The following is a 26,361-nucleotide window of genomic DNA, read 5'->3' as shown; positions in this document are numbered from 1 at the left end:
TGCCGACTCCGAATCTAGCCGACCAAGGATTTCGGGCATAGTGGTAGCCCTGCCCGGCGGCGCGCTCACCGCCGCCCCCTGTGACGCTCGCAGCGCTCAAGTTAGACTTGGCAACCGTGCGCACTTCCGTCGGCAGCCGAGGCTGCGCTCGCTCCGCGTCGATGCGCGAAATCGTTGGGGCGATTATCGTCGCTGTGGTCGCCGCGCTCGTCTGCTTCTTCCATCTGGGCGCATACGGGCTCTGGGAGCCGGATGAGGCGCGCTACGCGGAAATCGCGCGCGAGATGCTGGTCTTGCGCGACTTTGTCGTGCCGCACCTCAACTACGTGCCGTATATCGAGAAACCGCCGCTGTTGTATTGGCTCACGGCGTTGGCGATGCACGCATTCGGCGTCAATGAGTTCGCCGCCCGATTCGTCAATGCTGCGGCGGCATGCGCCGGGGTCGCGGCCGACTATCTCTTCGCGCGGCGAGTCATCGACTCGCGCCACGCCTTTTGGTCGGCGATCATTTTGAGCACGAGTGCGCTCTATGCCGTGATGGCGCAGGTGCTGACGACCGATATGCTGTTGACGGCGACGATTACGGTCGCGCTCTTCGCTTTCTTTCTCCATTGGCGCGAAGACGGCGGCTGGTGCTGGATCATGTACGTCGCGATCGCGCTGGCAGTGCTAACCAAGGGCCCGATCGGTCTTGCGATCCCGCTGGTTGCAGGGGCAATCTTCCTGGTGACCGAGCGTGACTGGCGCCACGCACTCCGGCGTTTTCGAGTCGTCCCCGGCTTCTGCCTGACCGCGGCGATCGTTGCGCCCTGGTTTGTCGCCGTTGCGATTCGGCAGCCGGATTTTCTCGATTTCTACTTCGTCGGCGAGCACTTTCGCCGTTTCTTTCAGTCAAGCTACTCGCACGGCCAGCCAATCTACTACTACGTGCCGGTGATCATCGCAGGAACACTTCCCTGGTCGATCCTCGCGCCGTTCGCGGCGTGGCGATCTCTCACACCCAATCCGGCACGGCGTTTCTGCCTGATCAGCGCCGCGACGATCTTTGTCGTCTTCTCCTGCGCCAGCGCGAAGCTGATTCCCTACATCCTGCCGGCGCTTCCTCCGCTCGCGATTGTGATCGCAAGCGGCTTGCTGGGGTTCACCGATCGCGAGCACGATTCCGCGCTCGCCGTAGCGAATAGCTCCCGGCGTCTCGCCGCGAGCGGCCCGATCTTGAGTCTCCTCGGCGCGGGCGTGATGCTTGCGGGAATCTTTGCCAACCGCTTTGCGAGTCCCAATCCGATGCTCGTGCGGCCCGCCCTCTACTTCGCCGGCGCGATTGTGCTCGTCGCGGGCGCAATTTGCTTTGCGGCGTTCTGGCAACACCGCTTCGAGGCTGGTTTGGCGACGATCGCGACTGCGGCGGTCGCGATTCTGATTGTTGCGAGCTACGGCCGGATCATGTCGGAGCCTGCACGATCTTACGCAGAACTCGCACGCGCAATCGCCGAGCGCGCTCCCGATGCCCGCCTGATCTGCTATCCGCGTTACCTTCAATCGCTGCCGTTCTATGCGCGCCGCCGCGTCATCCTGATTGGCGCGAAGACCGAACTCGCCTATGGCGCCGCCCATGCGTCCGACGCGGCGAATTTTTTCTTCACCCGCCGCGCCGACCTTTTGCGCTTGTGGAACGAGCCGATCCCGTCTGTGCTGATCGTCGATCGCGCCGCGTTTGCTCCGCTCGCCGCGAGCCTCGGGCCATATACTGTAGTCGCGGCCGACGCCAAAAAGATCGCAGTAACCCGTGGGACGTCAGATCCGGCGCAGAGGCCAATTGGTGGATAATCCCGCCGAGGCAGTTTCGATCGAGGGCCGCGATTCGCCGCCAAAGTCGCGGTTCGGCTTCGCGATCCGCGCAGGCCTCGGGCTCGCACTCGTTGTTACCCTGCTCTGGCTGTGCGGCGCTGATCGCGTCGCGCAAGTACTGAGCCGCGAACGCCCGGGCTTCTTCGTTGCCGCGATCGCGCTCTACTTTGCGGGCCAGATGATGTCATCTTACCGATGGCAGTTGCTCGCCCGCCTCAACGGCTTTGGTGGTTTGTGGCGGGAATATCTTGCCTATTATTTCGTTGGGGTGTTCACCAACCTGTTCGTACCCGGACTGGTCGGCGGTGACGCGGCGCGCGCGCGCTACCTCGGTCTGCGGCATCGGCGCGTCGGCGCAGCCGTCGCCTCAGTGGTGGCGGACCGCGGGGTCGGCCTCGTCGCACTGTTCTGGTTCGCAGCGATCGCGGCCTTGACGGCGACAAGCGTGCGCATCCCTGCAGCACTCATTCACCTCACCGTCGCCCTCGGACTGACAGCCTTGCTCGGCTACCTGGCTGGGCCACTGCTCGCGACCGTCGCGAGCCGCTTCAGCGGAAGGGTCCGCGCGATCGCGGAGCCGCTGACGCCCTACTTGCGCAACCAGCGCGGCATGATCGTCCCGCTGGCGCTTTCAATGGTCCTGCAAGCGTCGCTCGCGCTTTGCCAGTATCTGCTCGCCGTCGGGATGGGAATCGCGATCCCATTTTCCGCAGTCCTGTTGATCGTGCCGATGGCCAACGTCGTTGCGAGCATCCCACTCACCATCAATGGTTTGGGCGTGCGCGAGAGCGCATATCTGCTGTTGTTCGGGCTGGCCGGCGTCGCCCGTCAGGATGCGATCGCGCTTGGCCTCGTGTGGTTCGCGAGCACGCTGGTCGCCGGTCTGAGCGGGCTGTGGCCGTTTGTCGTTACACCCGCGCCAAAACCCGAGATTATCCGCGAGCCCCTAGTGCAGTCGACCAGCGCATAGATGAACGACGATGGGAGCACGTTCGGGCAACAACTATCTCTCGTCGCTGCGCAAGCTGAAGGCCGAGCTTTGGTTCGAGGGCGAGCGTGTCGCCGACCCGACGATCCATCCGGCGTTTGTGCGGCGCGCCCGCGCGATCGCTTCGCTCTACGATCTGCAGATGGAGCATCCAGGGTCGATGACGGTGCGGCTCGACGACGGCGACCGCGCCGGGCTTTCGTTCATCCAGCCGCGCAACGTCGAGGAGGTGCGGCGGCGAGGAATCATGTTTCGCCGCTGGGCCGAAGCTCACGGCGGAACGCTCGAATGGACGCCCGACTATTGCAACACCACGCTCGCGAGCCTCGCCGCGGCGTCGCAGTTGCTCGCGCCGAGCGCGCCGCACGCCGCCGCGAACCTCGAGGCCTACTATCGCGAAGCTCGCCGCCGCGACTGGTGTCTAACCCAAACCCGGTCTATGGAATCGGATCACGGCCGCGATTCGACACCGAAGCTAGCGGCTCCGGATGTTAGGCTGGTTGACACAACCTCTGAGGGCATCGTAGTCGCGGGTGCGCTGCCCGTGACACCCGCCGCGCCATTCGCAGAAGAACTGCTCGTCCTGTCCCCAGCCCTTGCTTTCGCGGTCAGCTGCAATACGCGAGGGCTGAAGCTCGTAGGCCACATCGGTATGGATTGGATCGCGGAGTTCGACCGCGTGGCAGTTCCATCGGAGCGGGTCTTTCTATGCGGTGACGAGACGCTCGGAGCAGCGCTGCTTGAGGAGAGTAGTGTCGTCGTCAATCAGATGCATCAGCGGGTGGTCAACGCCGCAGTCGTCGCTGAGTTGCGTCTCGGGCTCGCCGCGAGCCTCACGCGCGATGTAGCCGGCGCGCCCGACGTACAAAAGCGTCTCGCCGAGATGTTCATCGCGATCGCTATGATTCGATCCTGTCTCCACGCCGCCGAAAGCGCTGCGCATCAAGATCCCTGGGGTCAGTTTGTACCGGCGCGGCCACCGCTCGACGCGGCGATGAGTCTCTACTCGCGGCTATATAGCTGAAATCAGCCGGCTCGGGCGCGGTGATCGGCGGCGGCCTCAATTGCGACGTTGCTGTGGAAGCGTCCGTAGGCGAAATAGATCGCCAAACCGACAGCCATCCACAAGACAAAGCGGAGCCACGTTACTTCGCCGAGCCCGAACATCATCAGCAAACACGAACCGACGCCCAGAATCGGCACGAGCGGCACCAGCGGCGTTCGGAACGGGCGCTCGAGCTCCGGTTCGACGTGGCGCAGGATCCAGATTCCAAAGCAGACCAGCACGAAGGCGAACAGCGTGCCGATATTGGTCAGCTCCGCGATCTCCTTGATCGGCACCAGACCCGCGGTCAGACCGACCGCCGCGCCGGTGAGCACGGTCGGCATCGAGGGGGTCTGGAAGCGCGGATGCACGCGGCTGAAGATTGGCGGCAATAAACCGTCGCGGGAGATCGCATAAAAGATCCGCGATTGTCCGAGCAGCAGCACCAGCAACACCGAAGTCAGGCCGGCGACGGCGCCGAGCGAAATCACTCCCGCGGCGAAATTAAGTCCGCGCGTGACGAACGCGCTGGCGAGCGGCGCGTCGATATCGATCGACTTCATCGGCACCATCCCAGTAAGGACCGCAGCGACCGCGATATAGAGGACGGTGCAGACGCCGAGCGAAGCGAGGATGCCGATCGGCAGCGCGCGCTGCGGCTCGACCACCTCCTCGGCGGCGGTCGAAACCGCATCGAACCCGATGTAGGCGAAGAAGATATAAGCGGCGCCGCGTAGTACGCCGCCCCATCCGAGCGGCAGAAATGGCGACCAGTTGGCGGGTTTGATGAAAAATCCTCCGACCGCGACCACCATCAGCACGGCGAAGAGCTTGACGCCGACGATGATCGAATTGACGCGCGCGCTCTCCTGCACGCCCACGTAGAGGATCACCGTTACCAGCAGGACGATCAGGAGCGCCGGCAGATTGATAATTGCGCCGGCCGCGGTGCCGGGCGAATGGATTAGTGCGGAGGGCAGGCGGAGGCCAAGACCGGCCAGAATCACCGTCAGGTAATGCGACCAGCCGGCGGCCACCGCAGCCGACGCGACCGCATACTCGAGCACGAGGTCCCAGCCGATAATCCAGGCGATCAGCTCGCCCATGGTGGCGTAGGAATAGGAATAGGCGCTGCCCGCGATCGGGATCATCGCGGCAAATTCCGCATAGCAGAGCGCGGCCATCGCGCAGGCAAAGCCCGCCAGCACGAATGAGAGCACCAGCCCGGGACCGGCATAAGAGGCGCCGACGCCGGTCAGCACGAAAATTCCGGCGCCGATAATTGCGCCGATACCGAGCAGGGTCAGATCGAATGCGCCGAGGACCCGTCGGAGACCGCCGGCGTGCGGCGCGGCCTCGGCTAATAGCGCCGCCGACGGTTTGCGTCGCAGCAGTTGCGCGGCGAGCGTTCCGCGATGGCCGCCGCGCGCGGTCACCAGGAGGCGTAACCGCCGTCCACCGAGAGGATCGTCCCGGTAACGTAGCTCGAGGCCGGCGCGGCCAGATAGATCACGGCGCCGCGCAACTCCTCGGGAAGGCCGAGGCGGCCGAGCGGCGTGCCGCGCTCCATCCGCTCGCGATTCGCCGGTTTCGCGATTCCCCCTTCGGTCGCTTCGGTCGGAATCCATCCGGGGGCGATCGCATTCACGAGGATGCCGTACTGTGCCCACTCGACGGCGAGCTGCCGCGTCAGATTCGCCAGCGCCGCCTTGGTCGCCGTGTAGGCGCTCAGCCGATAGATCGAACTGGCGACCAACGCGTAAATCGACACCATATTGATGATGCGGCCGGGCTTCTTCGCCTCGATCAGACTGCGCGCCACGCGCTGGGAGAGCATCATCGGTGCGGTCAAGTTCGTCGCCATTGCCGAGTCCCAGATCGCGCGCGGCAACGATTCCGCGCGTCCGGTCGGCGAGATGCCGGCGTTGTTGATCAAAATGTCGATGTCGCCGAGCTGCGCCTGCGCGGCTTCGACTAGACGGTCGAGGTCGGCGTCGACGGTTATATCGGCTTGGACGCCGACACTGCGGACACCGTATTTCGCGCTCAGCTCGGCGGCGAATTTTTCGACGCGATCGCCGCGCCGCGCCGCTAAGACGACATCGGCGCCGGCGAGCGCGAGGGCGTGCGCGCACTCGACGCCGAGGCCGGAGGAGGCGCCGGTTACGAGTCCTACGCGGCCCTTGAGGGAGAAGAGCGAGTTCAGTGAGTCCATGAATACTGATCCCCGAACGCTTCTGCCGCCGCTTCCGATGCCGCCGCGACTGCGCGATCGATCGCGGCGCGCGAAACGTCGTGATGGGTTACCGCGCGAAAGGTCGCCGGCCCGCGCGCGCCGATCAGCACCTCGCGCTCGCGCAGCGCGGCTACAAAGATGGCCGCCTCGGGCGCGCCGCCTTCGAGGTCGAAGACCACCATGTTGGTGCGCCGCTTTACCGGCCGCACGTTGAGTCCGGCGATGAGGCCGAGTCCTTGCGCCAGTGCCCGCGCGTTCTGATGGTCCTCGGCGAGGCGATCGATCATGGTTTCGAGCGCAACGATTCCGGCCGCCGCGAGCACGCCCGCCTGGCGCATCCCGCCGCCGAGCAGCTTGCGCGTGCGACGCGCCTCCGCGATGAATTTTGCGCTGCCGCACAACAGCGACCCCACCGGACAGGCGAGTCCCTTGGAGAGGCAGAACGACACCGAGTCGGCGCCGGCGGCGATTTTGGCCGCGGTGGTTTCCAGCGCGATCGCCGCGTTGAAGATGCGCGCGCCGTCGAGATGCACCGGCAGACCGTGACGACACGCCAGCTCGGCGACCGCCGCCATGTGCGACAATTCGACGGCCGCGCCCGCGCAAAGGTTGTGGGTATTTTCGAGCGCCACCAGCGCCGGCCGCGCGAAGTGCGCATCGGGCGGCCGCTCGAGCTCCTCGGCCAACTGCTCGAGGTCGAGTTCGCCGTCAGCGGTATTGCGAATCGGCGTCGTGACGACGCCGCCCAGCGCCGCCGCGCCGCCCGCCTCATAGAGGTAGGTGTGGGCCTCGGCGCCGAGGAAGACTTTGGTGCCGCGCCCGCAGTGGGTGAGCATCGCAGCGAGGTTGCCCATCGTGCCGCTCGGCACGAACATCGCGGCCTCCATGCCCATCGCGGCCGCCGCGATCGACTCAAGACGGTTGACGGTGGGGTCCTCGCCGTAAACGTCGTCGCCGAGTTCCGCACGGGCCATCGCCTCGCGCATTTCGGCGGTCGGGAGGGTTACCGTGTCGCTGCGCAGATCGATCTTTTTCAGCGAAGTACTCACTTTTGCAGAGGCCGCGTAGTCTGCGATTAGCGCCGACGTTTGTGAACCGTGAAAGCTGAAAACGGTGAAAAAATTATTCCGGCATGATCGCCTTGACGACTTCGTCAATCGCGCGCTTGCTGTCGAGCTCGTCGGTCAACGACCAGGTCACCGCGACGGTCGCCGCGCGGCGCGGCGCGATTCCCTGGCGAATCAGCTCGCCGGCGTAGATCAGCAGACGCGTCGAGACGCCTTCTTCGAGTCCCGAGGCCTTCAGGTGCCGCACCTTCTCGCCGAGCGTCGCGAGCTGAAACGCCATGTCGCGATCGACGCCGGATTCGTGCGCGATAATCTCGACTTCCTTCTCCGCCGGCGGATAGGTGAATTCGATTGTCACGAAGCGCTGGCGGGTCGAGTGCTTGAGGTTCTTCTGAATGCTCTGGTAGCCGGGATTGTAAGAGATCACCAGCAGGAAGCCGACGTGGGCCTCGATGGTCTCGCCGCGCTTTTCGATCGGCAGGATGCGCCGATGGTCCGACAGCGGATGGATCAGCACGGTCGTGTCCTTGCGCGCCTCGACGATTTCGTCGAGATAGCAGATTGCGCCGCGCCGCACCGCCTGCGTCAGCGGGCCATCGACCCAGACCGTCTCGTCGGCGGTAATCAGATAGCGCCCGACCAGATCGCTGCCGGTTAGATCCTCGTGACAGGCGACGGTGATCAGCTCGTTGGGTCCCTCGGGAAGCGCCGCGAGCTGATGGGTCATGTGCTCGACGAAGCGGGTTTTGCCGCAGCCCGTGGGGCCTTTGAGCAGAATCGGCAGGCGGGCCTTGTAGGCTGCGGTGAAGATCTCGGCCTCGTCGCCGATGGTCAGGTAGTAGGGCGCGTTCGCGGGGTCGAGATGGCGCACTTCGGCGCCTTCGCGCGAGCCCTGCATCCGCGTGTCAAATGTTTTCAGCTCAATTGCCATCAGCCACCTTTCCCTTTTGGTCCCCTCTCCCTAATCAGGGAGAGGGTAGGGTGAGGGTCAGTATTCGCAAGAAACCGTGCCTGCATCAAGACGAAGGGTCGGGCAAACGAGAAAGCTCATTGAGGCCGCGAGTGTATTGACTGGACCCATCTTTATCGTCTTTGATCTCGTACCCCCGAGTCAGCAACTCTTTCTTCAGTTCATCGGCCTTAGCGTAATCGCGCGCGAGGCGTGCTTTTTTCCTTTCGTCAATCAGTTCCTGATCCTCTGGCGGAAGAGACGGAGGCTGCCGCTGAGGGCTTTGATAACCGGCAAGATCGAGTCCCAAAACAGAGTCGAATTTTAATAGCGTGTTCCATACCCTCAGATCTCGGTCGCGGCGAGCTTTAGCAACCATCTCAAGTGCCACGGCCAGCGCATTCGGCGTATGTAGATCGTCGTTAAGAGCCTGCCTAAATTGCTCTTCGTAATCTTTCGCCCATGATGAGTCTTCCGATGCCTGCTTAGCCTCCTTCGGTAGTTCGTTAATGAAGCGCCCTAGGTACATAAGCTTGCCCTGGGCGGCGTTCAGCGATTCAATGCTAAAGGCCAACTCTGACCGATATTTTGCTCCCAAGCAGAAAAAACGAAAAGCTAATGGAATGATCGCGTATTTCGAGAGGTCGTCCAGCACCGGGAACTTGCCGGCGCTCTTGCTGATCTTTGCCCCCTCCATCCCGACCAGAAACGCGTTGTGCACGAAGTAGCGCACGAACGGCTGGCCGGTCGCGCTCTCAGATTGTGCGATCTCGTTCTCATGATGGACCGGAATATGGTCGAGACCGCCCGAATGGATATCGAGTGTCTCGCCCAGATACTTCATCGACATCGCGGAGCACTCTATATGCCATCCGGGATAGCCGCGTCCCCACGGCGACTCCCACTGCATCAGGTGATGCGGCTGGTTGAGTACCCACAACGCGAAATCGTGCGGACTGCGTTTGTCGGGCGAGTGTTCGAGGCGATTACCCTGCTGCTCGTCGAGGCTCTGACGCGACAGCCGGCCCATGCGATGAGGTCCGCGCCATTTCTCGACATCGAAATACACCCCGGAAGGCGTCACATAGGCAAAGCCGTTGGCGAGGACACGCCGAATCAGCGCTTGCATCTCGTCGATGTGATCGGTCGCGCGCGAGAGCATCGGCGGCTCGGGCAGCTCGATATTCAACCGTGCACAATCGCGCTTGAACTGCGCGATATAGAAGTCGGCGACCTCGAGCGGTGACTTGCCCTGTGCGCGCGCGGTCTTCTCGATCTTGTCCTCGCCTGCGTCCTCGTCCGAGGTCATGTGGCCGACGTCCGTGACATTCATCACGTGGCGGACGTTCCAGCCGTTGAAGCGCAGCGCGCGCCTGAAGGTGTCGACGAAAACGTAGGCGCGTAGATTGCCGAGATGCTGCGGCAGGTAGACCGTCGGCCCGCACGAGTAATAGGTCACGTCGGGCGGATGCGCCGGGCGGATCTCCTCGACGGTGCGGGTCAGCGTGTTAAAAATATGAAAGGGCTTCACGGTTACGACTGCTATCGTGCCATAACGGTCGCGAGCAAGTCAGCCACATCATAAAGAGGACAACGCTATGAACTCAGCCAACAAAGTTGCGATCGTGACGGGCGCCGGCACCGGTATCGGCCGAAGCGTCGCACTCGAACTGCTGCGCGAGGGCTATGCGGTGGTCCTCGCGGGACGGCGACGCGAGCCGCTCGAAGCGGCCGCGCAGGCGGGCGCCGAGTTCACCGCCCCAAGCCTGGTCGTCCCGACCGACGTCGGCGAGCCGGCGGCCGTCCAGGAGCTGTTCGCCAAAACCCGCGAGCGCTTCGGACGGCTCGATCTGCTATTTAACAACGCGGGCGTCGGCGCGCCGCCGATCCCGCTCGAGGAGTTGACCTTCGAGCAATGGAAGAAGGTGGTGGACATCAACCTGACGGGCGCCTTCCTCTGCACGCAGGAGGCGTTTCGGATCATGAAGGAACAGACACCGCGCGGCGGCCGGATCATCAACAACGGCTCGATCTCGGCGCATAGTCCGCGACCCAATTCGGCGCCCTACACCGCGACCAAGCACGCGATAACCGGGCTGACCAAGTCGACTTCGCTCGATGGACGCAAATACGACATCGCCTGCGGCCAGATCGATATCGGCAACGCCGAGACGGCCCTCACCGCCGCGATGAGCCGGGGCGTCCCGCAGCCCAACGGCACAGTCGCGGTCGAGCCGGTTTTCGACGCGATCCACGTCGCCCGCGCGGTGCTCTATATGGCGACCCTGCCGCTCGACGCTAACGTCCAGTTCATGACCGTGATGGCGACCAAGATGCCGCTGGTCGGTCGCGGCTAGGCGGAGTACCATTTCGTCGAAGCGGTTTCTCGGTAGCTAGCGCTGCGACAGGCGCGGATTCCCCATTTGGCGGCGCATCTTGCGCTCCTCCTGGACGATCCGCCATTCGTAGCCGTCAACCAGCGACTTCCAGCCGGCCTCGACCAGGTTGGTGGACTTCGCCAGGGTCGTCCAGTGCAGCTTGCCATCGGAAAATTTCTTGACCGACATGACTTCGGCCTCGGTCGAATCGCCGCTGGCGTGCGCATAGGTCTCGGTCACGCGGACACTTTCGAGATAGGGAAAATATTTGAAGAGGGCCTTGCGCAGGGCGAGGTCGAAAGCGTTGACCACACCGACGCCGCGCGCGGCCTCGGTCTGCTCGACGCTGCCGACGCGGATCACCACGGTGGCGTCGATCGTCATGCGGCCCTCGAAGAAGTCGTCGATCACGCGGCGCCGCACCACTTCAAAAGGCGGCACGTAATCGCGCGAGGTCCGGAGTTCAGCCAATTCGCGAGAAGCTTGCGGCGCTTCAGTTTCGTAAAAAATCGTTTCGCTTGGCACAGCTCGCACCTGTCGTGATTATCGGAACTGTCTCAATCAAGTGCAATCAAAATTCAAGATGCAGCAAGAGCGTTATTCACATCGCAAGGCCGCCGTCCACTTGAATTACCGCGCCGCTGATATAGGCCGCGGCGTCCGAGAGCATGAAAGCCACGACCGGCGCGACATCCGCGACCGTGCCGAAGCGCCCCAGCGGCACCATCTCAAGCGCGGCCTTGCGATTCGCATCCGGCAACGCCGCCGTCATGTCCGTTTCGATAAAGCCCAGCGCGAGCGCGTTCACCCGCACATTCATCCGGCCGAGTTCCTTCGCCATCGCCTTGGTCATGCCGATCAGGCCAGCTTTCGCGGCGGAATAATTCACCTGCCCGGCCATCCCGACCAGTCCGCTGATCGAGGTGATATTCAGGACCACGCCGCATTTCGCCTTCATCATCATGAAAGCTGCGGCGCGCGCGAAGTTGAAGGCGCCGGTCAGATTCACCCGGATAACCTCGGCCCAATCTTCCTCCGTCATCATGACCAGCAGCTTGTCGCGCGTGAGCCCGGCATTGTTGACCAGCCCGTCGATTGCGCCGAATTCCTTCTTGACTGCGTTGACCATCTCGCGCGCGCTTTTCAAGTCGCTAACGTCAGACTTGAAGGCCATCGCCTTGACACCGAGCTGGCTGATCTCGCGATGCAGTTCCGTAGCCTGCTGCTCGCTCTTGAGGTAGTTGAAGGCGACGTTGGCGCCGCGCCGCGCGGATTCGAGCGCGATCGCGCGGCCGATCCCGCGGGTCGCGCCAGTCACAATTATCCCTTTACCGGCGAGGTCCTGCATTTCCGCCATGGTGGATGAGCCTGCGCGGGGAAGCCTTCTGGCGAAGAGCGCCGGAAGGCACAAGTTAATCTGTTACTTTAGATATTACGCACTAAAAGATGAACCGCAGCCGCAGGTCCGGGTCGCGCGCGGATTATCGAAGCGGAAGCCGGCGTTGTGCAGCCCCTCGACGTAGTCCAGCGTCGTGCCCGCGATATAGGGCAGCGAAATCTCATCCACCAGCACCGTGACGCCCTCGAGCTCGGTCACGATGTCGCCGTCCTTCTTCGCGTCGAAGTTCAACGAATACTGGAAGCCGGAGCAGCCGCCGCCCACCACCGCGATGCGCAGTCCCTGTCCCGCGCCGAGATTTTCTTTCGACGACATCTGCCTGACCGCTTCCAGCGCCTTCGGAGTGAGGTTCACGCCCGGCATCGCGCCGGCCGCCTGATTCTCTTGGTGATCCTGATGCATTTCTACTGACATTGGTGCTTGCTTCTCCGGTTCTTAATTCTGCGACATATAGTGGCCCGCGAGTTTTCGGCCGCCCAGCTATCCTACAGGAAAGCTCTGAGGCACGCACCTCGACAAGGACCCAGATAGAGCATGGTTTTGCGCGCCGCGAGCGGACGGATTTGCGGGGTTCGTTCAGGTAGATGATACATCACGCTGTAGCTGGGAGCGTCGCTGTCCGGCGTCGGCGCTGCCGCACTAGGGGCCGTAATCGAAAACGGCACCGGACTGAAGGTCACCACGAACAACAGCACCGACGCCCACGCCGCCAGACGGCGTCCGCCCTGGAGTCGCGTATCGATGTCCAGGGTCGTCGGGTGCCCCAGCCCGAGAACCAGCACCAGCACGAACCACAGCAGCCATCCCGGCCAGAAGTTCAGATGAAGAAAGTAGGGGATGACTGCCATCAGCAGGCACCCCACCCAGACCAGTCGCGAGATAATTCGATGTGCTCGCGGGCCGAAGAGCGCGTAAATCACATGGCCGCCGTCGAGTTGGCCGATCGGCAGCAGATTGAGCGTCGTCACCAGGATTCCCACCCAGCCGGCGAAGGCGGTCGGATGGAGATTGACGTTGACCGAATTCGGATCGATGCCGAGCACGACCCTGGCGACCGACCAGAAGATGATCGAATTGCCGAGGTCGAGTCCCCCCTGCGAAGTGTCGAGCGGTGCCACCTGCGACCAGCGCAGACCGATAACGATTGCGATCATTGATACGACAAAGCCCGCCCACGGGCCGGCCGCGCCGATGTCAAACATCGCGCGGCGCGTGCGCGGCACCGATCGCATCCGGATGAAGGCGCCGAAGGTGCCGATGAAGAACAGCGACGGCACCGGGGCGGGGATAAAGTAGGGCAGGCTGGTATCCACATGATAACGGCGGGAGGTCAGGTAATGGCCCATCTCGTGCGCGAGCAGAATCGCCATCAGCGGGATGGAGAAGGTCAGTCCGCCGCTTAGCGCGCTGAAGGTGGCGAGCGGATGCAGGAGCGAAAACGGCGTCTCCGTCTGACTGGCGCCGGCCATCGTGGTCGTCAGCAGCGTGATCAGGAAGAGCGCCCAGTTAATCATCGGGATGCGGAATTTGGTTGCGGAAGGCGGCTCGAGGGAACGGCCGATCACCGCCGCGCTGTCGAAACGCGGCAGCTCAGTGACGATCGGCGAAGGTTGCGTGGCTGCGGATGAATCTTCCATCGGTTTGCCAGATCTCTACGACTTTCCCGGGGCGACGGTTACGGGTGCGTTTGTCGAGCGCGCAAAATGCGCCGCCGCGTTGCCGTCGCGGACGGCTATCTCAAGCGTCCCGAAGCTGCCGAATAATGCCAGCGGCACGCCAATCGGGACCTCCCCGTAGGCGCGATAAATTGCGAGCCGCGGATACCGCCCAATTCTGACCCACAGCCTATCCTGTCGCTGGTTGCGAGCAAATCGCTCGACTGCCGCGCGGGTGAGATTCGTCACGAGGTTGCCGAAGCCATCGACATAAACCACCGCGCCCGTGAGCCGCCGCGATGTTTCGCTGACCCCGGCAACAGCGTCGAGCTCAACCATCTGCCGGCGCGCCGGGCCGAGCGCGCCGAGCTTGACCCCGTGCGACAGCCAAGCCGCGGCCGGCGCGAAAATATCACGGCCGTGAAAGGTCGCGCTGGTCGCGGGCAGCCGATAGCGCGCCGTATCCAGCTCGACAATCGCTTTTATCCCGGCGGCCGCGGCGGCCATCCAGAGCAGCCCATTATCGGGACCGACGAAGCGCGCGCCACTGCGTGATTCGATTGCGAGCGCGCGCCGCTGCGTTCCGACCCCGGGATCGACCACGGCGAGAAAAATCGTTCGCGGCGGAAAAAACTGCCAGCTCTGCGCCAACGCGATCGCCCCCATCGCGATTTGACCTGCTGGGATGCCGTGCGTGAGGTCGATGACCCGCGTCTGCGGTGCGATCGTGCTGATCACCCCGCGCATCACGCCGGCGTAATGGTCCCGGTAGCCGAAGTCAGTCAGCATCGCGATTAGCGGAGGAGTGGAGGCGGCGCGCGGCATTCGACGCAACTGCGGGCAGGCTCAAATTGCCTGGCCGGCGCACCAGCCGCTCGACCAGGCCCATTGAAAATTATAGCCGCCCAGCCAGCCCGTCACATCGACCGCTTCGCCAATCACATAGAGACCCGGCACGTCGCGCGCGGCCATCGTGCGCGACGATAACCCGGCGGTATCGATTCCGCCAACCGTGACTTCGGCCTTGCTCCAGCCCTCCGAACCCGCCGGAAGTACCTCCCAGCGCTGCAATCGCGCCGCCGCCAGCGCGAGCGTACGGTCTGGGAGATTAGCGATTGGCCCGGCGGGATATTCCGCAGCAAACGCCTCCGCCAGGCGGTTCGGCAGGACCTCGGACAAGATCGTCTTCAGTTCGGCACGGGGCCGCGCGCGCTTGCGCTGATAGAGAAAGTCCACGGCCTCGAGACCCGGCAAAAAGCCGATCGCGATACTCTCACCCGAATGCCAGTGCGACGAGATTTGCAGGATCGCTGGGCCCGAAAGCCCGCGATGGGTAAACAGGAGATTTTCGCAAAAACGCTCACGGCCGCAGGTTACTTCCACCGCCGCGGCAACTCCGGCCAGTGCGCGGCAAAGCCCGAGCGTCGCGCCGCCCATCGTCAGCGGGACCAAGCCCGGCCGCGGCTCGACGAGCCTGAGGCCGAAGCGCCGCCCAAGGTCATAGGCGAAACTGGTCGCGCCCATCTTTGGGATCGAGAGGCCGCCGGTGGCGATCACCAACGCCGGCGCCATGAAGGTCGCGCGGTCGGTCGCGATGGAGAAGTGCTCCACGCGGCTGACTTCACGGAGTTGCTGACCGAGCCGCAGATCAACCTGCGAGGCGGCACACTCCGCCAGCAGCATCGCGACGATCGCGCGCGCCGAGCCGTCGCAGAAGAGCTGGCCCAGCCGTTTCTCGTGATACGGGATCCGATGCCGCTCGACCATCGCGATAAAGTCGCGCTCGGTGTACTGGCTGAGCGCGGACTTACAGAAGTGCGGGTTGGCCGAGAGAAAGCGCCCGGGCGCGACTTCAAGGTTGGTAAAATTGCAGCGCCCGCCCCCCGAGATGAGAATTTTTGCCCCCGCCTCCTGCAAATGCTCAAGCAGCAGTACACGTTTGCCGCGCGCGCCGGCGGTCAGCGCGCACATCAGGCCGGCCGCCCCGGCCCCGAGGATTACCGCGTCAAAAGCTTCCACCACGAGCGGCTGGTCTGCGCAATCGGCGCGCGGTTTATGAGATTACCGTGCGGGTGCTTACGGGTAGGGCGACGGCGGCAGCAGAAGCGAAGCGCGAGCCCTGCACCAGCAACATCGGACGGCCGTCGATAAAGCCGCGCCGCGCGAGTCCCAGTTGCTCGGCCACCGCGGCCGCGACGATTACCAGGCCGCCTGCCGTGCGCGCGGCGATCAGCGACGTCGAGGGGTTGGCGAGCGCCTCGGTATGCAGGCGGCGACCGGCGACGCGCGCCGCCTCGGCGAGCATCGCGGCAAGTTCCAACTCGGCGGGCTCAGTCCCGTGCGCGATCCGGATCACGTGGAGACTGCACTCTGTGCGCTGGGCGAGTCGCGTGGCCAATTCCAGCGCGGCGCGCCCGTCGTAGCCGGAATCGACTACCGCGAAGAGGCGCTCGAGCGGCGCGTCGTCACTGTGCATCGCGACCACGACACTGAGCGGCAGCGCGCGCGCCTGATCGAGCACGGTGCGGACGATGCCGCCGCGAAAATCCGCGCCGAAGACTGCGCGATGAGGTCCGAGCAGAACCCATCCAATGCCGGCGCCCGTCGCGATCTGCACCAGATCGGCCGCCGGATCGTCGCTCCACACCGCTTGCGGCGTGATCACTGCGCCGCGGCTCCAAGCGAGTTCCAGCGCGGCGCTGAGCGCGGCCGAGCGCGGAATCGCGAGCGCTCCAGTGTCATCGAGACTGGCGCGCACTCCGCCGGGAGGACGGCGAACGATCGCGAGCACGCGCGGCGGCGGCAGCTCAAGCGGCGTCGCTGCCAACGCCAGGTTGACCAGCCGTGCTACGCCGTTGGGATTTGCGACCGGCACCAGGATCGCGCTGCGCGCCGGTTCCCGCGTTTGCGGATAGCGCGTGCTCGGCTGCATGCCCGCCTCACTCTCCGAGCTGAGCAGATGAACAATCGGCGTGGTGGCAAAGGTCGTCGCCAGCGCCATCAGGATCATCATGGCAAATAGCACCGGAGAGATGATGTGGAGTTCGAGTCCGATGTTGAGCACGATCAACTCCATCAGGCCGCGGGTGTTCATCAGCACGCCCAGCGCCGCACCCTCGCGCCAGCCCATCCCGGTAAGGCGGGCTGCCACCGTAGCGCCGCCGAACTTGCCGACCGACGCCACCAGGATGATCAGTCCACAAAGCGCCCATTGTTGCGGGCTGTTGAGCAAACCGATTTGCGTGCGCAGGCCGGTGAAGGCGAAAAAGGCGGGCAGCAGCAGCACCACGACGAGATCTTCGAGCCGATCGATCAGATCGCGCGCGATCCCGCTGTCGTGAGGAATCATCGCGCCCAAGGCGAAAGCGCCGAAGATCGCGTGGATGCCGATAACCTCGGTCGCCGCCGACGATAGCAGCAGCAGCACGAAGATAATCGCCATCAGCCCCTGCGTCAGACGGCCCTTGTTACCGTAGAGGACCACCAGCCGCCCGATCAGCGGCCGCACCACGAGCGCCATCGCAGCGACGTAGAGCAGCGCCAGAATCAGCGTCCGCAGCGCATTACCGCCTTGTGCCCGCGCTACGCCGACGACGAAGGCGAGCAGACACCACGCCGTCAAATCGCCAATCGCGGCGCAGGAGAGCGCGAGTGCACCCAGCCGCGTCCGGCTGATTCGCCGATCGGTCAGGATTCGCGCTAACACCGGAAAGGCCGTCACTGACATCGAGACGCCGAGAAACAAAGCAAAGTTGGTAAACGGCACATCGTTGGACGAGAGCCGCGGATAGAGCAGTAGCGCGAGCGTCGCGCCGAGGATAAACGGCGCCAGGATGCCGGCGTGAGAAATTGCCATCAGCGAGTGGCCGCGCTTGCGCAACAAACCCAGATCCAACTCGGCGCCGACCAGAAACATGAAGAGAATCACGCCGACTTGGGCAATCAGGTTCAGCGCCGGCGTCACGTTTGACGGGAACAGATAGGCCGACATCGCAGGCGCAACCCGGCCCAACAGCGACGGTCCCAGCAGGATGCCCGCGATAATCTCTCCGATCACCGGCGGTTGGCGGATATTGCGAAACAGCGTGCCGAGCAGCCGCGCCATCGCCACCACCGCGACCAACGCCAACAGCACATGGAGCAGTTCGTTCGCCGGCGCGTGGCCAGCGCTGGCGATAGGTGCGGCGCCCTGGGCAACTGCCGGCGCACCCAGCTTCGAGCCCCACGACTGAATCAGGAAAAAGCCCGCGACCGCGCCAGCGAGTGAAAGTGCGTAAAGCAGAATCGATCCGATCTTTCGCGAATTGGATGCTGACGGCATTCTCGGGCGAGATTTTATCAGAGGTCTAAATCCGTGCCGAGAGCATTCGCCATCTCTTCATCTCGCTATCGAGCAGCGCTGGAAGAGTTTTCCTGCTAAAACAACCCGCGGTACCAAACCAAGATGATTGATCGATTAACCCCTCATGTATTGCTGTGCGCGCTGATCATGACAATCGGTCTCGCCACCTCGGCGTGGTCGTCGGCTCCGCCGGCAGCGGATCCCCTCACGCAAGTGAGGCAGGGCGTGAGCGACGTCATTGCGGTCTTTCACGCGGATCAGATGCCGCTCGCCGAGCGTCGCGAGAAACTGCGCATCCTGGCGGCGCGTTACTTCGACTTCGCGGACATGGCGCGCTCGGCGCTCGGCTATCATTGGCGCACCCTGAGTCAGGCGCAACGCGAGCAGTTTGTCCCGATCTTCACTGCCTTCATTCAGGACGCCTACCTTAGCAAGCTCCAGGATTACACCGTGAGCAAGGTTCAGGAGGAGGCCAAAACCGCAACGATTACCTTTACCCGAGAGCAATTCGACGGCCCCGATTATGCCGAGGTCTCAAGCAGCGTCGTGCTCCGCGACCAACAGGATCCCCTGACGATCGATTATCTGATGCATCGGAGCGGCGGTGTCTGGCGGATTTACGACCTCACCGTGGACGCGATCAGCGTAATCGCCAACTACCGCAATCAGTTCAGGCGAGTCATTGATAACGACGGCTATGACAGCCTCGTCGTTCAGCTCAAGGCCAAACAGGAACAGTTGCGCCAATACATGGAGCAGCCGCCGCAGAGCGGAGACGCAGCGGGCAAATCCGGGCAAAAGTGATAATGGATTGTGCCCGCGGGGGGAACGTCAGGACTTCGCCGAAAGATCGTTCCGCATATTGCAAACAACTGTTGGTGAATCTAAGATTGCGGGCGTGCTACGAATGGACTGGGTTGTGGCAGTCGTGCATTATGCGGCTACCACGTAGCGTGAACTTCCGAATCCGGTGCTGATGACTTGGACGCTGGCGGTTTCGTTCAATTCAAGCTGATGAGCATCACGGGGTCGGAACAGCAGGAGGAAGGGAAAAGCGGTGCATAAAAAACTTGGTTTCGGTCTGCTGTGGGTGGCAGCCTTCTCACTCATCGCCGGATGCGGCACGATGACGCCGGAGAAGAAGAAGTACTGCTTGCTTGGCGCCGCGGCTGGCGCTCTCGCAGGCGGCGGCACGGGCGCATTGGTTGCCGATCAGGCCGGCGGTAAGAAGCGCAACTACGAGATCGGCGTACCGCTTGGCGTAGTCGTCGGTGGTCTGCTGGGTGGTGTGATCGGCTGTGCGATGGCGCCAGCCCCGGAAGCCCCACCGCCACCGCCACCACCTCCGCCGCCACCACCACCACCTCCGCCGCCTCCCGCGCCGGCGAAGATCGTGCTCCGTGGCGTGCATTTCAACTTCGACAAGTCCTTTATCCGCGAAGTTGACAAGCCGGTGCTGGACGAGGCGGCCGAGACGCTTAAGGCGAATGCCGGAGTCAAGGTCGACGTCAACGGCTATTGCGACGCGATCGGTGGCGAGAAGTACAACCTGAAGCTGTCGCAGCGCCGCTCGGAGTCGGTCGCCGCGTACCTCGAGGACAAGGGCATTCCGGCATCTCAGTTGGTGCCGCAAGGCTTCGGCAAAACCAACTTCGTCGCGACCAACAAGACGAAGGAAGGTCGCGCGGAAAATCGACGAGTCGAGCTCGTCCCGCTCGAACAGTAAATCCGGCCTGCTAAACGGCGGCCACGTTCCGTTAAGGTTCGTGGCCGCCGCAACGCTTCCTGATTTTGCGACCCCGGGATAGGCGGCTGTGCTGCCTGTCCCGATTTCTTTTACGGTTGATCCTCTGGGCAATTACCGACAGAATCAGGCGCGCGCCGACGGTTTTAACGGCGGCCTGGAATCCGGATTTGGGAGGAGCGGCAATGACACGATGGCCGTTGCGGATAGGGGTTGCGGTGGTTGTTGCGAAGTTGGTCCTCGTGATCTGCGCGCTCTGGATGGTAACGGCGACGGCCAGAGCAGAGGAGGGCAGGGGCGCGGCGCAATCGGCAGATACGATCGCGATCGCGCCGGCGAGCGCTTCGGACGCGGCGGCTTCAACCGTCACGAAATCGGGAACCGTCGCGGAATTCCCGGCGACCGGGGCTACGGCGCAAGCGCTAACCCCAGCGCCTCTGGCGAGCTCCCCGGCAACTTCTCCCGCACCTAAAACCGCGCTCCAGCAGGCCGTCTTCGAGATCAAAGCCACCACCGCCGATCTCGCGCGTCTGAGCGCGATCCAGCGGCGCAAATGGCAAACCGCGGTCGCCTCCCTGCCGAGCTTCTGCGAGGACTGGAACCGGATGCTGCACGATCGCGAGGTCGAGAATCTTTTGCACTTGCAGTGGCATCAGGCCGCGGGTTATCAGACCGCCACCTATACCGGTTACGGAACGGTGCAGGGCTGCCAGGCCAAGGAATCCGCCGAGGGTGTGCCGATCGGCAAGGTCACTTATCAGGAACTCAGCTACTACCTGGTGGGCAAGAGCGTGGACGACGCCAAGGCCCATCCAAGATTGCTCGGCAAGACGCAAACCCTCGAGATCTTCTCCTACGAGAAGGACCGCTGGTTCTACTGAGTCGTCCCGCGGCGGGCGGCCGGTGTAACTAATCCTCTCACGCGGCCTGCGCCGCGCGGCGTTCGGGCCGCGCGAGGACATAATCGGTAATTCGGTTAATGATGCGCTCGAGGCCGCTCAAGGCGATCGCGAGCAGCGCAATCAGCGGGATCGCGGCAACGGTAAACTCGGCCATCGTCGCCCAGCGCATCCGCTCTCCGAAGTAGATCATGTAAGGCTGATGGATCAGGTAAAGTCCGTAAGACCACATCCCCACGTAGGTGATCGCTCTTTCGATCCGCGCAAAGCGGCGCGCGCTCCAGGCGAGATTCGCCAGAATCACGAAGAGCCCGGTGCCGATCAGCCCGTCGGTTAACGTGTACGCCAGCGGCGAGCCGTAACTGTAAAGCCCGGCCGTATAGGTCGCGGCGCCGGCCGCCAGCCCGCCCCAACTGAAGAGACGCCGGTCAACGCGAGCGCGATCCCGCTGATACCAGACCGCGAGCGCCATCCCGAGCGCGAATTCCCATAGCCGGCAGCCGAAGAATGCGCCGAGCAGATAGTAGCCGGAGGTGTGCAGCACGAAGAGCAGGACGTAGCGGCTAACGACGGTTTCCGCGACGCACAGCGTGAGAAACCAGCCCGCGCCCACCCGCCGCATCAGGCTGAACAGCAGAGGGAAAACCACGTAGAGCTCGAGGATTAACCCGAAGTACCACCAAGCCGGATTCAGATAGTAGAAAATGTAGTAGATCGGCACGACGCGATCGCCCAGAAAACTCAGCACGAAGCGATAGTCGATCGGTTCGAGGCGCGCCTGGAAGGGCGAAAGCAGATAGAGCAGATGCGCCGCCCAGTACATCGGGAACAGCCGCACCAGGCGTGAGCGATACCATCCGCGCCAGCCGCCGCGCGGTCCGCCGCTGCGCGCCAGCGAGTAGCTCAGCCCGAAACCGCTCATCACGATAAAGACGCCGACTGCGTGAAAGCCGACGCCCGCAACCGCAGCGAAGATCGCTTGACCCACTCGCGCGATTAGCGCGCCCGCCGACTGCGGATCGGCCTGACGGAGGAAGCGCGCGAAGTAATGAGACTCGAGCGGCGAGGGCAGCCGCCGGTTAAGGTAGGCCTCGAAGCCGTGGAAATAAGCGATCCACAAGATGGCGAGGCCCTTAATGCCGTCGAGCCAGCGGATCCGTACCACGCTCGCCGATCCGGCCGGCGTCGTCGGCGCGCTGACTTCCCGCCCGCCGCTCAGTTCAGTTCCTTGCTGCTGTAATCGAGAATTCGCCGCGCGACGATCAGCAGATTGATCTGCTGCGTACCCTCGAAGATGTCGTTGATCTTCGCGTCGCGCATCCACTTTTCGACGAGCTGGCTGCGTGAGTAGCCGAGCGGCCCGAGCAACTCGACGGCCTTTTGTGTAATCAGCGTGACCGCGCGCCCCGCCTTCGCCTTGGCCATCGAGGCTTCGAGGCTGTTGCGCATTCCAGCATCGAGCATCCAGGCCGCCCGCCAGGTCAGCAGGCGCGCCGCCTTGAGCTGCACCTCCATCTCCATGAAGTCGCGCTCGAGCGCGCTCAGCCGTCGTGGTGAGAGCCCATAGCGAACCTCAATCTTCTGCTCGTCGAGGAAATCGCGGACGAAATCCAGCGCCGCGCGGCCGACCCCCAACGCCATCGCCGCGACGATCGGACGGGTCGCGTCGAAGGTCGCCATCACGTCCTTGAAACCACCGCCTTCACCCCTGACTTCAGCGCTCCCCAACAGATGGTCCGCCGGCACGCGGCAGTTGTCGAAGGTCAGCATCGCGGTGTCGGAAGCGCGGATACCGAGCTTGTTCTCGACCCGCACGACGGTCATGCCGGGGGTGTTGTGCTCGACGACGAAGGGCTTAATCGCGGCGCGGCCGACCTTGCGGTCGAGCGTGGCCCAGACCACGACGAAGCCCTCGGACTTTTCGGCCGCCATTTGGCCTGAGGTGCAGAAAATCTTGGTCCCGTTGATCACATAGTGATCGCCGTCGCGCATCGCGGTGGTGGTGACCGCCGCCGAGTCCGAACCGCAACCCGGTTCCGTGATCGCCATCGCGCCCCACTTCGGCTTGCCTTCGCGAAAGCGGCACAGAAAGCGTTCGCGCTGCTCCGGGCTGCCCGCCGCCGCGACCGCGGCGCCGCCGAGTCCGCCGCCGGGAATCGAGATGAAGAGTCCGGCATCGCCCCAGCATAGCTCCTCTGCTGTGATACAGGTGACCAACGTGCGTGTATTCGAGATCGTGCCAGTTGTGGGATCCGCCGGTTTGTCGGCGGCGTTGGACTCCCCGGCCGTGGCGCCGGCGCTCTGCAGCGACCACATCGTCGCCCAGAACTGGCGCGGCTCGACATGCTCGTTCTCGTCGTATTCGCGCGAGATCGGCCGCATCATCTGCGTGGCCGCCACGTGGTACATCTTCGTCAGCTTGAGCGCCTGGGGTTCGAGTTCAAAATCGATCATCAGTGCTGTCCTTTTTCCTTCGCGTCACGCCGTCGCCAGCCCTTCGAGCACGCCGAAGCAGCGCGCGTTGCGCAGCCACAGCTCGACCGGATGTTCGCGGATATAACCGTGGCCGCCGAGCACTTGGAGCGCGTTGTCAGCGATCGCCAGGCACGACTGCGCCGCGTAATTGCGCGCCTGCGAACTTTCCTTCAGCGCGTTGTCGCCCTTGTCGAGCCGCGACGCCGCGTCCCAGACCAGCAGCCGCGTGGCGTCGAGTTCGATCGCCATCTCGGCGAGCATGAAGGCGATCGCCTGCTTGGTCGCGATCGGCACGCCGAAAGCCTTGCGCTCCTTCGCATAGGCCCGTGCATAGTCGTATGCCGCGCGCGCGACACCGACCGCCATCGCCGCCATCGCGACCCGCGACTGGCTCAACTGCCGAGTGAAATTGATCCCGGACTCGCCGCCTAGCCGCGCCTCCGACCCGACGCGGCAATCCGTCAGTTTCATCTCGAAGGTCTCGAGCGCCTTGAGCCCCATGTTCTTTTCGCGCGCCGAGACGGCAAGTCCTGCAGTGTTGCGCGGCACGATGAACGCATCGACACCCGCGTAGCCCTTCTCGCGATCCGTGGCCGCATAGATCAGCATCGACGCGGACTGCGCGGCCAGCGGGACGTAACACTTGTCGCCGTTCAGAATGAAGCCGCCGCCGTCGCGCCGCGCCGTCGTCTCCATCAGCGACGGCTCGAAGTCGAATCGCGGCTCCATCAGGGCGGCGCTGGCGGGAACGAAGGCGTCTACCGCGAACTGCGGCAAAAATTGCGCCCGCTGCGACGGCGAGCCGGCTTCGATCAGCGGATAGGCGAGCAGTTGCGGCGCCAGCATGTGCATCGCGATCGCGAGGTCGCCGTAGGCCAGCTCCTCGACCGTGATCGCGCCGGTCACGGCCGAACGGGCGTCGCCGTAGCCGCCGAACTCCTCCGGAATTGCGCCGCGCACCAAGCCCAACTCCCAGCCTTTGGCAATTAGGGCAAGCGGGATCGTGCCGGATTCGTCAGCAGGCCGCGCCGCCGGGCGGATTTCCTCGATCGCGAAGGCCGCGACGGTCTCGCGGATCATCTTCTGCTCGTCACTGAGATCGAATCCGATCATTTATTTCTTCACACTCCGCTGACTTCGCACCGGATCAATTCTAAAGTATTGCTTTAATTATTTCGCAGGCTCTTCCGGTTCGCGATATAGCCGCACGTGCTCGCGCGAGCGCTTGTACTTCCGCTCATCCTCGACGACGCGCGTTGGCGGTGCGAGCGGCTTGCGCAGCTTGCGGATCAGCCGCTTGGTCGAAATGCTCTTCGCCGGCGGTTCCTTCGGAGACTTGGCGGGCACGTGTGATCACCGCGTCAGGCCGATAAAACTCATCTGCAGGCCGCTCGGAGCTCCAGACGCGCGGCGCGAGAAATAACGATCGTTCGCGCATTTAGTACACGGTCCGCTCTGCAGAATCCGCGCCGGATTCACGCCGCAATCCGCCAACTGCTCGGCGACGATCCCGCGCAGATCGAGAAACGCCTTGCTCGGCGAGCCACGTCGCGTATGACGCGGCGCGCAAGGAATCTGATCCGCGAAGCGCGCCGCCAATTCCTCATCGACCTCGAAGCAGCAGCTACTGATTGCCGGACCGAGCGCCGCGGTGATCGCGCCGGCCCGCGCGCCGATCGCCGTCATCGCACGAACCCCGGCGGCCGCGATATTTGCGAGCGCCCCGCGCCAGCCGGCGTGGAGCGCGCCGACGACGCCATGCTCAGCGTCGGCCAGCAGGATCGGCACGCAATCGGCCGTGAAGATGCATAGCGCGATCCCGCGCTCGTGCGTTACCGCGCCGTCGCCGGTCGCGCGCGCGCTGCCATAGTCACGACCTATAGTCCGGACTTCGATCCCGTGGACCTGCTGCAGGAGTGCGGGTGCCATCGCCGGGTGGGCCGCCTGCCAGCGCCGCCAGTTCTCCGCGACCGCAAGCGGATCGTCGCCGACCCAGCGCGCGAGATTGAACGAGCGATACGCGCCGACGCTCACCCCGCCGCCGCGATTCATGAAGCCGTGCGTGATCGCCGGGAGATCCAGCGGTACAAGCGTACCCGCCGGTGCGTTGAAGTTGCGGTCAAGGTGCGCGGAAGCCATCGCGGTTGTCTGAATCAGCAAGGATAAACTATACTCGGGTGTTTGGGAATTTCACTTTTTACCGTCTAACTGTCATCTGAGCGAGGCCCATGAACGGCTATCAGTACCTGGTGCGGCGCAACCGGTTGATCTTTGAACTCGACGACGCCGTCCGCAAACTTAGCGACCTGCCGGAGCCGGAGCGCGTCGCGGGCACCCGCAGGCTCGAGGCGCAGTTCGATCTCCGCTTGCGCCAGCTCTACACCGAGGTTGCCGGCGAGTACCCGGGCGAACGCAAGATCAAAGCGCGCCCGATTGACGATCCGCGCTGAAGCGGACCCGGCAGCAGAGTTTTGGAGCGCTCGATCAGTATCCGCGGAGCGCGCACCCACAACCTCCGCAATATCTCGCTTGATATTCCGCACGGGCGGCTGACCGTCGTCACCGGCGTTTCCGGCTCGGGTAAGTCGAGCCTGGTCTTCGATACGCTCTACGCCGAGGGTCAACGGCGTTACGTCCAGAGTCTCTCGACCTATGCGCGGCTCTTTCTCGAGCGCATGGACCGGCCCGACGTCGATTCGATTACCGAAATTCCACCGGCGCTCGCGCTCAAGCAGAAGAACACCATCAAGAATGCGCGCTCGACCGTCGGCACTGTCACCGAGATCAGCGACTACCTGCGCATCCTGTTCGCGGCAGCCGGGCGGACGATCTGCCCGCAATGCAAAGTCGAGGTGACGTGCGACACTATCGAGAGCGCCGCGTCCCGCCTGCTCGCGCGGCCGGGTCTTTACATCGTGCTCGCACCCTTCGCGCTCGGTTCGCGCTCACTCGCTGAAGCCGCGGCCAACCTCGCCGCCAACGGTTATCACCGCCTCTATCGTCGCGACGAAGTTTTCAGTATCGAAGATTTCCTCGCGAGCCCCAACGGTGCGCTTCCGTCAGCGCTCGACGTCGTCATTGATCGCGTCAGTGTCACCGCTACCGCCGGCGCCGAGCGCCTCCGCGAGGCGCTCGAAAAGGCCTTTATTCTCAGTGCGGGACGCGCACGCGCGATCGCGGTCGCTCGGGTCAACGGCGACACGACGCCGTCGGCCGTGCTCGAATTCGATCGTCGCTTCAACTGCTCGAACTGCGGAACTGCCTATCCCGAGCCTACCGCGGCGCTCTTCTCCGCCAACAGCCCGCTCGGCGCCTGCGCGGAATGCGAAGGCTT

At 63.8% G+C, this 26,361-nt stretch carries 26 protein-coding genes; 9 read left to right on the top strand and 17 right to left on the bottom strand.

The features are described from left to right. Window positions 1-161: 161 nt before the first annotated feature. From VKS22_07105 to VKS22_07095, 3 genes are read left to right on the top strand one after another with little or no spacing between them, the layout of a single operon-like run. Window positions 162-1,829 (top strand): glycosyltransferase family 39 protein, encoded by a 1,668-nt coding sequence (locus VKS22_07105; GenBank protein HLW70373.1) that lies wholly within the window; start codon window positions 162-164, stop codon window positions 1,827-1,829. Next, window positions 1,822-2,820 (top strand): lysylphosphatidylglycerol synthase transmembrane domain-containing protein, encoded by a 999-nt coding sequence (locus tag VKS22_07100; protein ID HLW70372.1) that lies wholly within the window; start codon window positions 1,822-1,824, stop codon window positions 2,818-2,820. The genes VKS22_07105 and VKS22_07100 overlap by 8 nt, the downstream gene beginning before the upstream one ends. A 10-nt stretch (window positions 2,821-2,830) precedes the next feature. Beyond that, on the top strand, window positions 2,831-3,862 hold the full coding sequence (locus tag VKS22_07095) for a 4-hydroxyphenylacetate 3-hydroxylase N-terminal domain-containing protein (GenBank protein ID HLW70371.1): 1,032 nt from the start codon (window positions 2,831-2,833) through the stop codon (window positions 3,860-3,862). 2 nt (window positions 3,863-3,864) lie between these two features. Here VKS22_07095 and VKS22_07090 read toward each other — a convergent pair whose 3' ends face one another. The 5 genes from VKS22_07090 to cysS all read right to left on the bottom strand — a co-directional run bounded on the left by VKS22_07090 (window position 3,865) and on the right by cysS (window position 9,666). Continuing rightward, window positions 3,865-5,319: an amino acid permease gene (locus VKS22_07090; GenBank protein ID HLW70370.1), complete on the bottom strand. Its 1,455-nt coding sequence runs from the start codon at window positions 5,317-5,319 to the stop codon at window positions 3,865-3,867. Beyond that, on the bottom strand, window positions 5,316-6,098 hold the full coding sequence (locus VKS22_07085; protein ID HLW70369.1) for an SDR family oxidoreductase: 783 nt from the start codon (window positions 6,096-6,098) through the stop codon (window positions 5,316-5,318). Before VKS22_07085 ends, VKS22_07090 begins: the two co-directional genes overlap by 4 nt. Next, window positions 6,086-7,168: a low-specificity L-threonine aldolase gene (ltaE, locus tag VKS22_07080; GenBank protein HLW70368.1), complete on the bottom strand. Its 1,083-nt coding sequence runs from the start codon at window positions 7,166-7,168 to the stop codon at window positions 6,086-6,088. Before ltaE ends, VKS22_07085 begins: the two co-directional genes overlap by 13 nt. Before the next feature lie 73 nt (window positions 7,169-7,241). After that, a complete protein-coding gene (locus VKS22_07075) occupies window positions 7,242-8,117 on the bottom strand; it encodes a CbbQ/NirQ/NorQ/GpvN family protein (protein HLW70367.1) in 876 nt (291 codons plus the stop codon). Between the two features lie 85 nt (window positions 8,118-8,202). Beyond that, the gene (gene cysS, locus VKS22_07070; GenBank protein ID HLW70366.1) at window positions 8,203-9,666 is read right to left on the bottom strand and encodes a cysteine--tRNA ligase; all 1,464 of its coding nucleotides are present in this window, start codon (window positions 9,664-9,666) and stop codon (window positions 8,203-8,205) included. A 67-nt stretch (window positions 9,667-9,733) separates the two neighbouring features. On the opposite strand from cysS, the gene VKS22_07065 reads away from it, so the two are divergent. After that, window positions 9,734-10,492 carry an SDR family oxidoreductase gene (locus tag VKS22_07065; protein HLW70365.1) on the top strand — a complete coding sequence of 253 codons (759 nt, stop codon included), beginning with the start codon at window positions 9,734-9,736 and terminating at the stop codon, window positions 10,490-10,492. A 36-nt stretch (window positions 10,493-10,528) separates the two neighbouring features. Here VKS22_07065 and VKS22_07060 read toward each other — a convergent pair whose 3' ends face one another. The 7 genes from VKS22_07060 to VKS22_07030 form a co-directional block, all read right to left on the bottom strand. After that, window positions 10,529-10,984: an alpha-isopropylmalate synthase regulatory domain-containing protein gene (locus VKS22_07060; protein ID HLW70364.1), complete on the bottom strand. Its 456-nt coding sequence runs from the start codon at window positions 10,982-10,984 to the stop codon at window positions 10,529-10,531. A gap of 130 nt (window positions 10,985-11,114) precedes the next feature. Continuing rightward, window positions 11,115-11,870, bottom strand: a complete 756-nt coding sequence (gene fabG / locus VKS22_07055) for a 3-oxoacyl-[acyl-carrier-protein] reductase (GenBank protein HLW70363.1) — start codon at window positions 11,868-11,870, stop codon at window positions 11,115-11,117. A gap of 75 nt (window positions 11,871-11,945) precedes the next feature. Beyond that, entirely contained in the window at window positions 11,946-12,326 is a 381-nt protein-coding gene (locus VKS22_07050) for an iron-sulfur cluster assembly accessory protein (GenBank protein HLW70362.1), read from the bottom strand. 71 nt (window positions 12,327-12,397) lie between these two features. Further along, window positions 12,398-13,549 carry a site-2 protease family protein gene (locus tag VKS22_07045; GenBank protein ID HLW70361.1) on the bottom strand — a complete coding sequence of 384 codons (1,152 nt, stop codon included), beginning with the start codon at window positions 13,547-13,549 and terminating at the stop codon, window positions 12,398-12,400. A 15-nt stretch (window positions 13,550-13,564) separates the two neighbouring features. Then, window positions 13,565-14,392 carry an SAM-dependent chlorinase/fluorinase gene (locus tag VKS22_07040; protein HLW70360.1) on the bottom strand — a complete coding sequence of 276 codons (828 nt, stop codon included), beginning with the start codon at window positions 14,390-14,392 and terminating at the stop codon, window positions 13,565-13,567. Between the two features lie 21 nt (window positions 14,393-14,413). Then, complete coding sequence (locus VKS22_07035) at window positions 14,414-15,586, bottom strand: NAD(P)/FAD-dependent oxidoreductase (protein HLW70359.1); 1,173 nt, start codon at window positions 15,584-15,586, stop codon at window positions 14,414-14,416. 34 nt (window positions 15,587-15,620) lie between these two features. Continuing rightward, on the bottom strand, window positions 15,621-17,888 hold the full coding sequence (locus tag VKS22_07030) for a cation:proton antiporter (protein HLW70358.1): 2,268 nt from the start codon (window positions 17,886-17,888) through the stop codon (window positions 15,621-15,623). Window positions 17,889-18,011: 123 nt separating this feature from the next. On the opposite strand from VKS22_07030, the gene VKS22_07025 reads away from it, so the two are divergent. The 3 genes from VKS22_07025 (at window position 18,012) to VKS22_07015 (ending at window position 20,534) form a co-directional block, all read left to right on the top strand. Beyond that, entirely contained in the window at window positions 18,012-18,713 is a 702-nt protein-coding gene (locus VKS22_07025) for an ABC transporter substrate-binding protein (GenBank protein HLW70357.1), read from the top strand. A 253-nt stretch (window positions 18,714-18,966) separates the two neighbouring features. Continuing rightward, on the top strand, window positions 18,967-19,635 hold the full coding sequence (locus VKS22_07020; GenBank protein ID HLW70356.1) for an OmpA family protein: 669 nt from the start codon (window positions 18,967-18,969) through the stop codon (window positions 19,633-19,635). A gap of 203 nt (window positions 19,636-19,838) precedes the next feature. Continuing rightward, window positions 19,839-20,534: a hypothetical protein gene (locus VKS22_07015; GenBank protein ID HLW70355.1), complete on the top strand. Its 696-nt coding sequence runs from the start codon at window positions 19,839-19,841 to the stop codon at window positions 20,532-20,534. Between the two features lie 37 nt (window positions 20,535-20,571). On the opposite strand, the gene VKS22_07010 is transcribed toward VKS22_07015, so the two are convergent. Genes VKS22_07010 through pgeF form a run of 5 tightly spaced genes read right to left on the bottom strand, consistent with a single transcriptional unit; the run spans window position 20,572 to window position 25,166 of the window. Beyond that, on the bottom strand, window positions 20,572-21,717 hold the full coding sequence (locus VKS22_07010; GenBank protein HLW70354.1) for an acyltransferase: 1,146 nt from the start codon (window positions 21,715-21,717) through the stop codon (window positions 20,572-20,574). Window positions 21,718-21,767: 50 nt separating this feature from the next. Further along, a complete protein-coding gene (locus tag VKS22_07005) occupies window positions 21,768-23,006 on the bottom strand; it encodes an acyl-CoA dehydrogenase family protein (protein HLW70353.1) in 1,239 nt (412 codons plus the stop codon). A gap of 24 nt (window positions 23,007-23,030) precedes the next feature. Then, window positions 23,031-24,140, bottom strand: coding sequence for an acyl-CoA dehydrogenase family protein (locus VKS22_07000; protein ID HLW70352.1), 1,110 nt, complete (start codon window positions 24,138-24,140; stop codon window positions 23,031-23,033). A gap of 57 nt (window positions 24,141-24,197) precedes the next feature. Continuing rightward, window positions 24,198-24,374 (bottom strand): hypothetical protein, encoded by a 177-nt coding sequence (locus VKS22_06995; GenBank protein HLW70351.1) that lies wholly within the window; start codon window positions 24,372-24,374, stop codon window positions 24,198-24,200. A 6-nt stretch (window positions 24,375-24,380) separates the two neighbouring features. After that, window positions 24,381-25,166: a peptidoglycan editing factor PgeF gene (pgeF, locus tag VKS22_06990; protein ID HLW70350.1), complete on the bottom strand. Its 786-nt coding sequence runs from the start codon at window positions 25,164-25,166 to the stop codon at window positions 24,381-24,383. Between the two features lie 89 nt (window positions 25,167-25,255). Between pgeF and VKS22_06985 the strand changes: the two genes are divergently transcribed. Next, a complete protein-coding gene (locus VKS22_06985) occupies window positions 25,256-25,477 on the top strand; it encodes a hypothetical protein (GenBank protein ID HLW70349.1) in 222 nt (73 codons plus the stop codon). 21 nt (window positions 25,478-25,498) lie between these two features. Next, a partial coding sequence (locus VKS22_06980) for a hypothetical protein (GenBank protein HLW70348.1) occupies window positions 25,499-26,361 on the top strand: 863 nt, incomplete at its 3' end.

It is taken from the genome of Candidatus Binataceae bacterium (assembly GCA_035308025.1).
Lineage (GTDB): Bacteria > Desulfobacterota > Binatia > Binatales > Binataceae > JAJPHI01.
Note: the sequence above shows the minus strand (reverse complement) of the source record. Positions and strands in the feature narration are given on the sequence as shown.

Excerpts from the sequence above, each read along its gene's own strand:
- VKS22_07095 (HLW70371.1), top strand. The coding sequence starts at position 2,831 with ATGGGAGCACGTTCGGGCAACAACTATCTCTCGTCGCTGCGCAAGCTG.
- VKS22_07015 (HLW70355.1), top strand. The coding sequence starts at position 19,839 with ATGACACGATGGCCGTTGCGGATAGGGGTTGCGGTGGTTGTTGCGAAG.
- VKS22_07005 (HLW70353.1), bottom strand. The coding sequence starts at position 23,006 with ATGATCGATTTTGAACTCGAACCCCAGGCGCTCAAGCTGACGAAGATG.
- VKS22_07065 (HLW70365.1), top strand. The coding sequence starts at position 9,734 with ATGAACTCAGCCAACAAAGTTGCGATCGTGACGGGCGCCGGCACCGGT.
- pgeF (HLW70350.1), bottom strand. The coding sequence starts at position 25,166 with ATGGCTTCCGCGCACCTTGACCGCAACTTCAACGCACCGGCGGGTACG.
- VKS22_07040 (HLW70360.1), bottom strand. The coding sequence starts at position 14,392 with ATGCCGCGCGCCGCCTCCACTCCTCCGCTAATCGCGATGCTGACTGAC.
- VKS22_07050 (HLW70362.1), bottom strand. The coding sequence starts at position 12,326 with ATGTCAGTAGAAATGCATCAGGATCACCAAGAGAATCAGGCGGCCGGC.
- VKS22_07000 (HLW70352.1), bottom strand. The coding sequence starts at position 24,140 with ATGATCGGATTCGATCTCAGTGACGAGCAGAAGATGATCCGCGAGACC.
- VKS22_07075 (HLW70367.1), bottom strand. The coding sequence starts at position 8,117 with ATGGCAATTGAGCTGAAAACATTTGACACGCGGATGCAGGGCTCGCGC.
- VKS22_06985 (HLW70349.1), top strand. The coding sequence starts at position 25,256 with ATGAACGGCTATCAGTACCTGGTGCGGCGCAACCGGTTGATCTTTGAA.
- VKS22_07045 (HLW70361.1), bottom strand. The coding sequence starts at position 13,549 with ATGGAAGATTCATCCGCAGCCACGCAACCTTCGCCGATCGTCACTGAG.
- VKS22_07025 (HLW70357.1), top strand. The coding sequence starts at position 18,012 with ATGATTGATCGATTAACCCCTCATGTATTGCTGTGCGCGCTGATCATG.
- VKS22_07030 (HLW70358.1), bottom strand. The coding sequence starts at position 17,888 with ATGCCGTCAGCATCCAATTCGCGAAAGATCGGATCGATTCTGCTTTAC.
- VKS22_07105 (HLW70373.1), top strand. The coding sequence starts at position 162 with ATGCGCGAAATCGTTGGGGCGATTATCGTCGCTGTGGTCGCCGCGCTC.
- VKS22_07085 (HLW70369.1), bottom strand. The coding sequence starts at position 6,098 with ATGGACTCACTGAACTCGCTCTTCTCCCTCAAGGGCCGCGTAGGACTC.
- fabG (HLW70363.1), bottom strand. The coding sequence starts at position 11,870 with ATGGCGGAAATGCAGGACCTCGCCGGTAAAGGGATAATTGTGACTGGC.